This is a genomic window from Endozoicomonas sp. OPT23 (genome assembly GCF_009653635.1).
GTDB lineage: Bacteria > Pseudomonadota > Gammaproteobacteria > Pseudomonadales > Endozoicomonadaceae > Endozoicomonas_A.
In genome coordinates this window covers 132,469-145,864 of sequence record NZ_PPFD01000007.1, presented here as the reverse complement: position 1 = coordinate 145,864, position 13,396 = coordinate 132,469, and the positions used below count along the sequence as shown (strand labels likewise).

Genomic DNA, 13,396 nt, shown 5'->3' with positions numbered 1-13,396 from the left:
TCTATGAGAGAGCACTAAATGAGTGAACACTATGAGTTTTTCTGATCTCGGCCTTTCTGAAGCCATTCTCAAAGCGGTCGAGCAAAAAGGGTACACCACGCCTTCACCTATTCAGCAGCAGGCTATTCCTGCTGTGCTGTCTGGTAAAGATGTTATGGCTGCAGCCCAGACCGGTACCGGTAAAACAGCAGGTTTTACCCTGCCGTTGCTGGAAAGGTTGAGCACTGGCCCGAAAGTAGGTACCAATGAAGTGAGGGCGTTGGTGTTGACGCCAACCCGCGAGCTGGCTGCACAGGTGCAGGAGAGTGTTGAAACCTACGGCCGTCATTTGCCACTGCGCTCCAATGTGGTGTTCGGTGGTGTAAAAATTAATCCGCAGATGCAGAAGCTGCGTCGCGGTACTGACATTCTGGTGGCAACACCGGGTCGTCTGCTGGATCTGTATCAACAGAATGCTGTTCGTTTCCGTCAGCTGGAAGTGCTGGTGCTGGATGAAGCGGATCGTATGCTGGATATGGGCTTTATCCACGATATCCGCCGAATTTTGAAGTTGATTCCAACCAATCGTCAGAATCTGATGTTTTCCGCTACCTTCTCCGATGATATTCGTGCGCTGGCCAAAACCATTGTTCACGATCCGGTGGAAGTGTCTGTAACGCCACCTAACTCAACGGTAAAAGCCGTTAGGCAGTGGCTGCACATTGTTGATAAATCCAGCAAAACCAAAGTCTTGATCAAACTGATCAAAGACAACAAGTGGCATCAGGTGTTGGTGTTCAGTCGTACCAAACATGGCGCCAATCGTATTACCAAGATGCTGGAAAGTGCTGGTATTAAAGCCGCTGCTATTCATGGCAATAAAAGTCAGGGTGCCAGAACCCGGGCTCTGGCCGAGTTCAAGAGTGGTGAGATTCAGGCGCTGATTGCGACGGATATTGCTGCCCGTGGTCTTGATATTGATCAGCTGCCGCAGGTGGTTAACTTTGATCTGCCGAATGTGCCGGAAGATTACGTTCACCGTATTGGTCGTACTGGCCGTGCAGGCGCTACCGGTCAGGCTGTATCTCTGGTGTCAGCCGATGAAGCTAAGCAGCTGAAAGATATTGAAAACCTGATTCAGAAGCAAATCGATCGCGAGCCTATTGAGGGTTATGAGGCTATTCACGGTGTTGAAGACACTGTGTTGAGAAAGCCAAAAGCCAAAAAACCGAAGAAGCCTAGAAAACCGCAGGAGCGTAGAGAGGGTGGCGAGCGTCCTGCCAGAAGTCCTCGCAGAAGCAATAAGCCGACCTATAAAGGCTCTGGTGAGAAAGGAGTAGAGCGTTCGCCTGCGTCCAGAAAACCGGCGAGCAGTAAACCGAGAAGAAAGCCTGCACAGGGCAATAAAACTTCCTGATATTATTCGTTCTATAGGCGATCTTGTTTTAGAAGGTCGCTTATTTCCTGCCTGTAAATGGAAAAGCCATCTGGAGAATGTTTGGTATTCTACCTGTATTTGCCTAATTTCCTGTTTGAACCGTCCTTGTTACAGAGTGGATTACTGTCTAGCCTGTGCTCAGGATATTTCTCTGGTTAAAATCAGTACTGCCTATGAAGGCTTCTATAAAAAGAATTGCTTGCATGGTTTTCGCTTTTTCAGCGGCTCTCTGGCAGCCACAGGTATGGGCTGGCTGTCTGGACTCTGTATTTGAGTTGCCATCGGGTTCTTATCAGCAGGCTCTGGAAAGCAAATGCTTTGGAAATCGGGAGTCGGCTGAAGGATTGACCGATGGATTGACTGAAAGGGTGATAGAATGTATCAGCAGCCTTGCCAGCTATGATGTCGATAATGATGTTCTGAGACTATCGAATGATTTTGCACAGATCCCGTTAGGTGATCAAAGCATAGGGAATCTGCCCGTCGTTTTGAATCGGGCATGTTACTGGGTTCAAAAGGGTTTTGATATTGTTTTCGCTGATGGGGAAGACTCTCCGGAATCCAGGAAAATATCAACAACAGTCATTCATTCCGGTTTATTACTGAAGCCTGCGGAAGAGTCGTACTGGCCGTTGCTATCAGAGTTAGTGAATGGGGCGAATTACCCTCAAAGAGCTGGATGGATGAAAAGGGATAGCTCTGAACTGGACTCGCTACGTAAAAATTGTAAAAACATCAGTCCGCATTACCTCGATCATAGCCTTTCTGCAACCTGCCCGGATGGAGAGGAGGGGCTGCCTCTGGTGCTGAGAAACGCAGCAGCGTGTATGCGCTCTGGTTTGGATATAGTATTAGCAAGTAATGGTTTGTACTGTCTGGATGTGGAAGGGAATCTTGGTACGGCGCTGGCGATCAATATTAATGAAATACGATCGAGTGATGATCGATTGTTCAATATCGATATTGAGTTAGGTGAGCTGATTTCTGATCATAGTATTTCAGATGCAGAACTGACTAAAGTGTTGTCAGCTATCAGGCGTTACATGGCCAATCAGGGATATGAAAAATATATAAAATTGCTGGAAAGGGTGGGCGGAGGCAGAGTTTATTTTGTCGAGCAGTTCTTCAATCGATTGATAACGAGTCGACTTTTACCATTGACCTCTGTGGAGCATCTCCTGATAGGGGGAGTGGTTAGAGAAATCAGAGCGGCGGGTGGATTTTTACCAGTCTATGGCAATACGGGTGCCAATTTATGTGCGCTTGCCATGCTTGATGGCATTTTGTTCAGAAATGAAATATTGCAATGCAGAAGGTCTGAGAATAAGCAGTTACAGACTTTGATGCAGTGAGATGGAATGAGTATTTATCAGGTCGGCATGATGGAAAGGTGAGGCAGTATGTAAAAAAAGCACACTGCCCGTTTCGTTATGATTAATGCAGGTGCTCAGCCGCGTAAAGCGTATTCTCAAGCAGGGTTGCTACTGTCATCGGCCCAACACCACCTGGAACAGGAGTGATCCAGCCGGCTTTTTCAGTGGCTTTATCAAACTCGATATCACCACACAGACGACCATCGTCCATACGGTTGATGCCAACATCAATAACGATGGCGCCTTCTTTCACCCAGTCGCCCTTAACAATGCCAGGCTTGCCGACAGCAACCACCAGAATTTCGGCCTGAGACACAACCTTGTCCAGATCATGGGTAAAGCGGTGGCAGGTCGTTGTAGTGCAGCCGGCAAGCAGGAGTTCCATGGTCATCGGGCGGCCGACAATATTTGAAGCGCCAACAATAACGGCATTTTTGCCACGAACTGGCTGGCCGGTGCTTTCCAGTAATGTCATGACACCCTTTGGTGTGCAGGGACGAAGAACCGGAACTCGCTGAACCAGACGGCCAATGTTGTAAGGGTGGAAACCGTCCACATCCTTATCCGGGCGAATACGTTCAATCACCAGATCAGTATTAATGTGGTCGGGCAGGGGCAGCTGAACCAGGATGCCGTCGATGGCCGGATCGTCGTTAAGCTGGTCAATCAGTTCCAGCAGATCCTGTTCGCTGGTGGCGGCAGGCAGGTCGTGGGAAACTGAATGAAAGCCAACACGCTCACAGTCTCTTCTTTTATTACCTACGTAAACCTGTGAGGCGGGATCATCACCAATCAGAATGACGGCCAGGCCGGGCACTCTTAATCCCTGCTGCACTCTTTCCTTAACGCGTTCAGCAATAGTGTCTTTTAATTCTGCGGCGATCGCTTTGCCGTCGATGATGCTTGCGGTCATGTTCGTGGTGGATGCCTGTTGGTATGACAAGCCCTGTATTCTACCAGTGAAATGTCCTGAATATGACGCTGCATCGTTAATTTCCTGCAAAACTTTTTATTGGATTGATCGTATTGGATTGATCAGGGTGTAGTCAGAGTGGAACGTGTGTGTTAGATTTAGCTCCGTTCTGAAACGCCGCCGGTGATTTCATCCGAACCTTGCTAGTTAAATAGCATTAATTCATACCGCTAAGGTGCTGAATTAAAACGACTGTTGACGGTCGCTAAGGTTCTGGGTAATATTCGCCGCGCTGCTCGACAGGGCAGTACGCAAGTAACGGGGTATAGCGCAGTCTGGTAGCGCGCCTGCTTTGGGAGCAGGATGTCGGGAGTTCGAATCTCTCTACCCCGACCACTTTTAGGCATTGCTTTTCAGGTTGAAATCGTTAAGCATTGTTTTAGCTCGGTAAGATAGCTGAGTTCTCGCTGAGAGTTTGGTTCTTATAGAGTTATGCGCTCGTAGCTCAGTTGGATAGAGCAACGGCCTTCTAAGCCGTGGGTCGCAGGTTCGAATCCTGCCGGGCGTGCCATAAGCTTTTTGATGGCTTGTGATGATTTAAAAATTTGCTGGTGGGCGTAGCTCAGTTGGTAGAGCCCCGGATTGTGATTCCGGTGGTCGTGGGTTCGAACCCCATCGTCCACCCCAGTTTAAAAACAGACTAAGGTCTGGAAAAGATTTGATTTGAAAAAATCGAATCGCAAAGTGTTAGAGCAGCATCAGTAAAGTGCTGTAAGCGGATGTGGTGGAATTGGTAGACACGCTGGTTTTAGGTACCAGTGTCGCAAGACGTGAGAGTTCGAGTCTCTCCATCCGCACCAGAACTGAACGGGGATAAGCTTGCTTATCCCCGTTTTTGTATGTGAAAAAAGTATGTGAAAAAAGTGTTGGAAAAAAATTGTCCGGAGAAAGCAGAGGTACCTTGGTAACCTTTCACCGGTGCAGTTTTGAATTCCCTGACAAAGTAACCTGGCTGAAAGTGTCGGTCTGAAAGAGTCACTAGTCCGTTGCAGCATTGCTACTGCTTGAAGCGTTCAATTAAGGCGGTAGTAATAAAGTGCGTGAGAGGGGCGTCTTCCAGTGCCACTGATTAAAGTGCATCCCATAGGTACATTTGCTAATCTATGCGCTTTTATTCAATACGTTCAGCTACTCGGTTTTATTGAGGAACGCAAATGCAAGTTTCTGTTGAAACGACTTCCAGTCTGGAACGTCGCCTGACAATTTCTATCCCTGCTGACCAGATCGAAGGCGAGATCGCCAAGCGTCTGCAGAACATGTCTCGTAACGTACGTCTGGACGGTTTCCGCCCAGGTAAAGTACCTATGAAAGTGGTTAAGCGCCGCTACGGTGCTGGTGCACGCCAGGAAGTTCTGGGCGAGCAAATGCAGCAGGCTTTCATTGAAGCTGTAACCCAGGAAAAACTGAACCCGGCGGGTGCTCCACGCGTTGAGCCTAAGACCGACGAAGATGGCAAGGATTTCGAATTCATCGCTATCATCGAAATCTACCCGGAAATCGAACTGAACGATTTCTCTGGCGTAGAAGTTGAGCGTCCGGTTGCTGAAGTTAAAGACGAAGACATCAACGAAATGATCGACACTCTGCGTCAGCAGAGCAAGACGTTCGAAGACGTTGAGCGCGCTGCTGAAAACGGTGACCAGATCGTATTCGATTACGTTGGTTCCTTTGCTTCAGGAGAGAAGGCTGGCGAAGAGTTTGAAGGCGGCAAGGCTGAGAACTCTACTCTGGAACTGGGTTCCGGTCGTATGATTCCAGGCTTCGAAGACGGTCTGGTTGGCGTTTCCGCTGGCGAAGAAAAGACTCTGGAACTGACTTTCCCGGAAGACTATCAAGCTGAAGAGCTGAAAGGTCAGGCGGTTGAGTTTGCCTGCAAGGTACATAAAGTACAGGCAGCGTCTCTGGCTGAACTGAACGACGAATTCTTCGAGCGCTTCGGTGTCACTGAAGGTGGTGAAGACGCGTTCCGCGTTGAAGTTCGCAAGAACATGGAACGTGAGCTGCGTCAGGCTGTTAAAACCAAGGTTAAGAACCAGGTAATGGACGGCATTCTGACCGGCCATGAATTTGCTGTACCTTCTCCGCTGGTTGCTCAGGAAATCGATCGCATGCGTGAGCAGGCTGTTCAGCAGTTCGGTGGTGCTCAGGGTGGTTTCGATCCTAAGCAGCTGCCAGCTGAACTGTTCCAGAAAGATGCTGAAAAGCGTGTAGCTCTGGGTCTGCTGGTTGGCGAGATCGTTAAGCAGAAAGAAGTGAAAGTTGACGACGATCGTGTACGTGCGATGGTTGAAGAAATGGCTTCCGCTTACCAGGAACCACAACAGGTTATTGACTGGTACTACAGCAACGACGAACAGCTGTCCCAGATCAAGTATGTTGTTCTGGAAGAGCAGGTAGTGGATACTATTCTTGACGCGGCCAAGGTTTCTGAAACCGAGTGCAGCTATCAGGACGCTATCAAGCCAGCTGCTCCAGCTGAAGAAGCGGCTGCTGAAGAAGCCGCTGCTGAGTAAGCAGAGCAGACCTGAGGCAACAGCGTCGTCTAAGGTTTTGGTCGGCACGGCCGTTTAAAAAGCCCTGAATGCCGCTAAAACTGCGACACGTTATGCGACCCGCTTTATGCGGGTCGTTCCTCTTCGACTTGGCAAGGAGTTTAGACAGGACATGTCCAGACTGATTGAAACGCAATCCGTAGCCATCACCAATTCCGGCCTGGTGCCTATTGTTGTTGAGCAGTCCGCCCGCGGCGAGCGTTCTTACGACATTTACTCTCGTCTGCTCAAGGAACGGGTAATCTTCCTGGTAGGTCAGGTTGAAGACCATATGGCCAATCTGGTCGTAGCCCAGCTGCTGTTCCTCGAGTCCGAGAATCCGGATAAAGACATTCATCTTTATATCAATTCTCCAGGTGGTTCAGTAACCGCAGGTATGTCGATTTACGACACCATGCAGTTTATCAAGCCTGACGTTTCCACTATGTGTATTGGCCAGGCGTGCAGCATGGGTTCTTTGCTGCTGGCTGCTGGCGCTAACGGTAAACGTTACGCACTGCCACACTCACGGGTAATGATTCACCAGCCTCTTGGTGGTTTCCAGGGACAGGCGTCTGATATCGCCATTCATGCCCAGGAAATCCTGACCATTAAGGAACGTCTGAACAATATTCTGGCGCACCATACGGGTCAGCCAATGGAGATTGTTGAGAAAGACACCGACCGTGATAATTTCATGAGTGCGGAACAGGCTATGGAGTATGGTCTGATCGACAAGGTACTGAGCAGTCGCGTACCGACTGACAAGTAACCTGTCAGGCTATTCCGAAAACAGGTATCTGGGTTGCATCATCGAATATGCCATTGTTTTTAACCCGCTGCAGGCGGACAAAAACACAGTATTTCGAAAGTTCGGGTGCTTTAACAGGCGAATCTGATTCGGTAGATTTGCCTGTTTTTCGTAAAAATCTCCAGCTAACCACTTGAAAATACGCCCCAATGCCTGCATCTTGTTTTTTATGACAGGTGTTGTTCCTACAACAGGGTAATCGAATGACCGACGAAACAAGCGGCAAGGGTGAAGAAAACGGCAAGCTGCTGTATTGCTCTTTCTGCGGCAAGAGTCAGCATGAGGTTCGCAAGCTCATCGCCGGCCCTTCCGTTTTCATCTGTGATGAGTGCGTTGATCTTTGCAACGACATCATCCGTGAAGAAATTCAGGACAGCGAAACCGAGACTTCCTCCGACAAGTTGCCGACGCCACGGGAAATAAAGGATATTCTCGACGAATACGTAATCGGTCAACCGCGCGCTAAAAAAGTGTTGTCGGTGGCTGTTTACAACCACTACAAGCGTCTTCGTTTCGGTGACAAGAAAAAAGACGAAGTCGAGCTGGGCAAGAGCAACATCATGTTGTTGGGTCCAACCGGTAGCGGTAAGACATTGCTGGCTGAAACACTGGCCAGACTGCTGAATGTACCTTTCACTATTGCTGACGCCACAACACTGACCGAAGCCGGTTATGTGGGTGAAGACGTAGAAAACATCATTCAGAAACTGTTGCAGAAATGCGACTACGACGTAGAAAAGGCCCAGATGGGTATTGTCTACATCGATGAGATCGACAAGATTTCCAGAAAGTCCGACAATCCATCCATCACCCGCGATGTTTCCGGTGAAGGTGTTCAGCAGGCACTGCTGAAACTGATTGAAGGTACTGTTGCTTCTGTTCCTCCTCAGGGTGGCCGTAAGCATCCGCAGCAGGAATTCCTGCAGGTAGACACCTCCAACATTCTGTTTATCTGTGGTGGTGCGTTTGCCGGTCTTGATAAGGTGATTCACGATCGTACCGACAAGTCCGGTATTGGTTTCTCTGCGGTAGTGAAGAGCAGCGACGACAAGAAAGATCTGGGTGAAACCCTTAAAGTGGTTGAGCCGGAAGATCTGGTGAAATTCGGTCTGATTCCGGAATTCATTGGTCGTCTGCCTGTGATCGCGACTCTGGAAGAGCTGGACGAAGAAGCTCTGGTGCAGATTCTGACCGAGCCAAAGAACGCCCTGACCAAACAGTACAGCAAGCTGTTTGAGATGGAAGAAGTGGAAGTTGATTTCCGCGATGAGGCTCTGCGTGCTGTGGCCAAGAAAGCTATGGAACGTAAAACCGGTGCCCGTGGTCTGCGCTCCATTCTCGAAGGTGTACTGCTGGACAGCATGTACGACATTCCTTCCGAGAAGACCGTCTCCAAGGTGGTTATCGATGCGTCTGTAATCGAAGGTAAATCAGAACCTCTGATGATCTACGAAAACACAGAAACGCAGAAAGCGGCTTCTGACGACGGTTGATAAGACTTTTGTGAAAGCGCTTTATGAAAAACCCGATCCAATTGTGATCGGGTTTTTTTATGAGAATTTTTTGTCGCTGTCCGATACCTTTGTCTCAGATAAAAAGTAAATATGAAATGCAGTTCGTCTATTGGAACAAGTGTTTTATGCGGAAGTGGCCTATAAATGGAGCCAGTTATAATTCAGGAGTTCTGAATGAAACGCTGGTTTTTAATACTATCCCTGATACTGCTTTCGGGAAATTTGCAGGCCATCACCCAAAAAGACCTTAAGAATCTCAAAGGGTATGGATTTTCTGTGTTAGGTAGTGCCTATGTACCGCTATATCAGGCCTCATTTCGGCAGAAGTTTGGTCAACTGCGATTCAGTTATACGGAAGCAGGCACTAAAACAAATTGCTTGTCTTCAGGCGCTTCGGGCTTGAGTCGGATAGCTCATCTGTTGGGAAACGTTGATCTTTTAGAGACCGTATTTACGGCTGAAGAAATTGCTGCTGCGGTATTGTTGCTGCAACTGCCGGATGTGACGGAAAGTGTCACTATAGGCAATTCACTGGTTGCTCCATTAGCTGTAAATATTACAGATGGAGTCCTTACGTTAACAGGTTCAGGCCAACTACAAGCAGAGGGGCACGCTCAAGTAGCAGTAACATTAACATTAAGCCGTAGTGAAGACTCTTCATTCGAAAATAGTGTCCAGTTTGTTCAGGTTAATATCAATATGTCTTCTAATGGCATACAGTTATTTAGCATAACGTTTAATATCCAATCAAATGGATCTGAACAGTTAGAAATTGACACTGAACATGAAGAAAGATACGGCAGGGACGGCTCTGATAAAGACGGGGCTGGTAGTGGATGTTCTGGCTGTCTGCCATTTGCCTGTATAGCGGCTCTTATGTTCAGGTCGGCCAGGTCACATTAAAAACTTGTCGTATCACGTTTTAAATCAGGCTAATCTGCAGGTATTTGTTTTATTCAGTAACCTGCTGCCTTGCAGGTTCAGTCGATAAATGCTGAGATGACAACTATTTGATTAATGAGTAGTTGTCGCTTATGAATGAGCCACAAACAGTCAGACAGGCGCTGGAGCATTTCAATCATGAATTTGTATCAGCATGGCAAATGAAGCATGGCAGTTTGCCTTCTGTGGAACATGATTCAGACTGGCCTTCACCCTGTGAACAGAAAGAAGTGTCAGATAGTGAGTTTGTCAGCTGGAAGCCTGTAGAGTCTCTAAAAGCCTTGGACTTCAGTAATATCGAGTCAGCCCTGAGCGTTAACATTCATCCTGATATCCAATCATATTACACCAGTTTTTTCTCAGCTAATCTTCCTGCTCAAACCAGTGATGGTCAATTGGAATTGCTGTTCGCCTGGAGTCCTGAAGATTTTGAGCGATTGCAGGAAAATATTCTGGGTCATATCTGGATGAAGCGAAAGCTGAAACAGCCCGAAACCGTCTTCTTCGCTGTAACTGATAATGACGATGTCAACCTGGTCATTATCAATGAGACCGGTGAGGTCTGGGCAGAGAAAGTCGGTAAGAAACCACATCGGAAAATTGCAGACAGTCTGGTCGTTTTTTTGCAGTCTATTGAACCAGTCGTATAACATTGAAAAATGTTAAACTATTAACTTTGTTGTCTTGCCTTGTCTCCTTGAGTGATAGGTGGAAATGCCGTGATATAAGTCAACCGCATTACGCATTTTCATTCTTCTTTATAGGTAAAATTGTATAGAGCGCTGGTGATTAAGTATTGATACATGCATTTATGTTGCGCTTTTACTCGTAAATATAAAACATGTATCAATATTGACCTGACCGAATAAATAATAAGCTCCACAGCAAATAACCAAATTATTCGGATAACTGCTGTATGCAAAAGCAACGCATAGTTGTCATCGGAAACGGTATGGTGGGGCACCGTTTTCTGGAAGAGCTGGTCGCAAAGGCTGGCTCTGACCAATATGAAATCACAGTCTTCTGTGAGGAATCCAAAGTCGCCTATGACCGGGTTCATCTAAGCTCCTACTTCTCCCATCATACGGTTGAAGAGCTGTCTCTGGTAAAGCCGGGTTTCTACGAAAAGAACAATATTCAATTACTGCTAGGCGAAGCCGCCAGCATTATCAATCCTGAAGAAAAGATTGTTTCCTCCAAAACCGGTCGTATGGTTGCCTACGACAAGCTGGTTTTTGCTACCGGTTCTTTTTCGTTTGTCCCTCCTATTAAAGGTTACGAAGGCACTGACACCTTTGTTTATCGGACTATTGATGATCTTGACGCTATTGAAAAATGCGCCCGTAACAGCAAAAGCGGTGTCGTAATCGGTGGTGGTCTACTGGGTCTGGAAGCAGCTGGTGCACTAAAAGCACTGGGTGTTGAAACCCACGTTATTGAACGTGCACCAATGCTGATGGCAGAACAGCTGGATCAGCAGGGCGGCAATATGCTGACCCGTAAGATTGAAAGTCTCGGTGTTAAGGTTCACAGCGGCAAAAACACGCTGGAAATCACTGACGGTGAGCAGGCCCGCAAACGTCTGGTGTTTGATAATGATGAAACGCTGGAAGTGGACTTCATCGTCTTCTCTACCGGTATTCGTCCGAGAGATCGTCTGGCTCGTCTGAGTGGCCTGGAGATCGGTGAACGTGGCGGTATCGTGATCAACGACCAGTGTCTGACTTCCAACCCGGATGTCTTTGCCATTGGTGAGTGTGCGCTCTGGAATAACCAGGTGTTTGGTTTGGTCGCTCCGGGCTACAAGATGGCCAAAATTACGGCTGAACGTATTGTCACTGGCGACAGTGCCGAGTTCACCGGTTCTGATATGAGTGCCAAGCTGAAACTGCTCGGTGTCGATGTCGGTGGTATCGGTGATGCCCATGGTCGTACAAAAGGCGCACAGTCCTACGTTTACCAGAATGAGCCGGAACAGGTTTATAAGAAACTGGTGGTTTCTGAAGACGGTAAACGACTGCTCGGTGCTGTGCTGGTCGGTGATACCAGTGATTTTGATAACCTGTTGCAACTGAAGCTCAACAACATTGATCTGCCGGAAAGTCCGGAAGGCCTGATCCTGCCGAATACCGGTGGCGACAGTTCAGTCGGTGTTGGTGTTGACGCTCTGCCGGATACGGCAACCATCTGCTCCTGCTTTGACATCAGTAAACAACAGATTGCTGAAGCCGTGCAGGCCGGCCATACCGATATGGCGGCTATCAAGGCTGAAACCGGAGCCGGCACAGGTTGTGGCGGTTGTGTCCAGCTGGTAGGGCAGGTGTTGAATGCCGAACTGCTGGCACTGGGTGTTGAAGTCAAGAACAACCTCTGTGACCACTTCGAATACAGCCGTCAGGAACTGTTCCACATTATTCAGGTGGAAAAGATTCGTACCTTTGACGAGCTGCTGGCCAAGCACGGTTCCGGTCATGGCTGTGAAGTCTGCAAGCCTGTGGTTGGTTCTATTCTTTCCAGCTGCTGGAATGAATACATCCTCGAAGAGTCCCATGCCAAACTGCACGACACCAATGATGTTTTCCTCGGTAATATGCAGAAAGACGGCACTTACTCCGTTATTCCAAGAATGCCGGGCGGTGAAGTAACACCTGAAGGCCTGATGGCTGTTGCAAAAGTTGCCAGAGATTACAGTCTCTACACCAAAGTCACCGGCGCACAGCGTATTGGTCTGTTTGGTGCGCACAAGAGCGACCTTCCCGAGATCTGGCGTCAGCTGATCGAAGCCGGCTTTGAAACCGGTCAGGCTTACGCAAAAGCCTTGCGTATGGCCAAGACCTGTGTCGGTTCCACCTGGTGCCGCTACGGTGTCGCTGACAGTGTCGGTCTGGGTGTAGAGCTGGAACATCGTTACAAAGGTTTCCGGACGCCACACAAGATGAAGTTTGGTGTCTCTGGCTGTACCCGCGAATGTGCTGAAGCACAGGGTAAGGACATTGGCATTATCGCTACCGATAAAGGCTGGAACTTATATGTTTCCGGTAACGGCGGCATGCGTCCTCGTCACGGCGATCTGCTGGCCAGCGACCTCGATAAGGAAGCTCTGGTTCGTACCATTGATCGTTTCCTGATGTTCTACATTCGCACGGCTGACAAACTGCAGCGAACCTCTGTCTGGATGGAGAGTCTCGAAGGCGGCGTGGACTATGTTCGCGAAGTGGTGATGAACGACAGCCTTGGTCTGTGTAAGAGCATGGATAAAGAGATGCAGAGCCTGGTTGACAGCTATCAGTGTGAGTGGAAAACCACGCTGGATCGCGAAGCTCAGCTCAAGCGCTTCAATCACTTTATCAACAGTGACCAGCAGGATGAAAATGTCCAGTTTGTTGCTGCTCGTGATCAGCACCGTCCTGCGACTTCCGTAGAACGCATTGCCATGACACCTGTAGAAGCCTGAGGAGAGCATCATGAAGTGGACAACGATCTGTGATCTGACTGATATCTTTCCGGGCACCGGCGTGTGTGCTCTGCATAAAGGTGAGCATGTTGCTCTGTTCAGACCTCTGGCTGACGAGACTGTGTACGCTGTTTCCAACATTGACCCGTTTGCTGATGCCAGCGTGATGTCACGAGGCATTACCGGAGAAAAGAACGGCGCTTTTTATGTCGCTTCACCATTGTTAAAACAGCGTTATCTGCTGGCTTCCGGTGAGTGCATGGATGATGAAAATGCTGCTCTGAAAACTTACAAAGTCAGAGTGCACGACCAAAAGATTCAACTGGCCTGATTCGTTCTGGCAGAAAAATGGGTGAGTCGCCTTGTGAACGGCTTACCCAT

At 48.4% G+C, this 13,396-nt stretch carries 10 protein-coding genes and 4 tRNA genes; 13 read left to right on the top strand and 1 reads right to left on the bottom strand.

Features of this window, described 5'->3' with window-relative positions:
- Window positions 1-31: 31 nt before the first annotated feature.
- Window positions 32-1,396 (top strand): DEAD/DEAH box helicase, encoded by a 1,365-nt coding sequence (locus EOPP23_RS17595; protein ID WP_153767315.1) that lies wholly within the window; start codon window positions 32-34, stop codon window positions 1,394-1,396.
- Window positions 1,397-1,761: 365 nt separating this feature from the next.
- Window positions 1,762-2,769 carry a hypothetical protein gene (locus tag EOPP23_RS17590; RefSeq protein WP_153767314.1) on the top strand — a complete coding sequence of 336 codons (1,008 nt, stop codon included), beginning with the start codon at window positions 1,762-1,764 and terminating at the stop codon, window positions 2,767-2,769.
- An 82-nt stretch (window positions 2,770-2,851) separates the two neighbouring features.
- Here EOPP23_RS17590 and folD read toward each other — a convergent pair whose 3' ends face one another.
- Window positions 2,852-3,703: a bifunctional methylenetetrahydrofolate dehydrogenase/methenyltetrahydrofolate cyclohydrolase FolD gene (gene folD / locus EOPP23_RS17585; RefSeq protein ID WP_153767313.1), complete on the bottom strand. Its 852-nt coding sequence runs from the start codon at window positions 3,701-3,703 to the stop codon at window positions 2,852-2,854.
- A gap of 319 nt (window positions 3,704-4,022) precedes the next feature.
- On the opposite strand from folD, the gene EOPP23_RS17580 reads away from it, so the two are divergent.
- From EOPP23_RS17580 to nirD, 11 genes are all read left to right on the top strand, one after another.
- Window positions 4,023-4,099: transfer RNA gene (locus EOPP23_RS17580), tRNA-Pro, on the top strand.
- Between the two features lie 98 nt (window positions 4,100-4,197).
- Window positions 4,198-4,274, top strand: a tRNA-Arg gene (locus EOPP23_RS17575).
- 40 nt (window positions 4,275-4,314) lie between these two features.
- Window positions 4,315-4,390, top strand: a tRNA-His gene (locus EOPP23_RS17570).
- 88 nt (window positions 4,391-4,478) lie between these two features.
- Window positions 4,479-4,563 (top strand) — tRNA-Leu (locus tag EOPP23_RS17565).
- Between the two features lie 354 nt (window positions 4,564-4,917).
- On the top strand, window positions 4,918-6,276 hold the full coding sequence (gene tig, locus EOPP23_RS17560; protein WP_153767312.1) for a trigger factor: 1,359 nt from the start codon (window positions 4,918-4,920) through the stop codon (window positions 6,274-6,276).
- Window positions 6,277-6,427: 151 nt separating this feature from the next.
- Entirely contained in the window at window positions 6,428-7,066 is a 639-nt protein-coding gene (gene clpP / locus EOPP23_RS17555; protein ID WP_153767311.1) for an ATP-dependent Clp endopeptidase proteolytic subunit ClpP, read from the top strand.
- A 242-nt stretch (window positions 7,067-7,308) separates the two neighbouring features.
- A complete protein-coding gene (gene clpX / locus EOPP23_RS17550) occupies window positions 7,309-8,598 on the top strand; it encodes an ATP-dependent Clp protease ATP-binding subunit ClpX (RefSeq protein WP_153767310.1) in 1,290 nt (429 codons plus the stop codon).
- 195 nt (window positions 8,599-8,793) lie between these two features.
- Window positions 8,794-9,522: a hypothetical protein gene (locus EOPP23_RS17545; protein WP_153767309.1), complete on the top strand. Its 729-nt coding sequence runs from the start codon at window positions 8,794-8,796 to the stop codon at window positions 9,520-9,522.
- Window positions 9,523-9,653: 131 nt separating this feature from the next.
- Window positions 9,654-10,211, top strand: coding sequence for a SecY-interacting protein (gene syd, locus EOPP23_RS17540; RefSeq protein ID WP_153767308.1), 558 nt, complete (start codon window positions 9,654-9,656; stop codon window positions 10,209-10,211).
- Between the two features lie 266 nt (window positions 10,212-10,477).
- On the top strand, window positions 10,478-13,015 hold the full coding sequence (gene nirB / locus EOPP23_RS17535) for a nitrite reductase large subunit NirB (RefSeq protein ID WP_153767307.1): 2,538 nt from the start codon (window positions 10,478-10,480) through the stop codon (window positions 13,013-13,015).
- 10 nt (window positions 13,016-13,025) lie between these two features.
- Entirely contained in the window at window positions 13,026-13,346 is a 321-nt protein-coding gene (gene nirD, locus EOPP23_RS17530) for a nitrite reductase small subunit NirD (protein ID WP_153767306.1), read from the top strand.
- Window positions 13,347-13,396 lie beyond the last annotated feature (50 nt).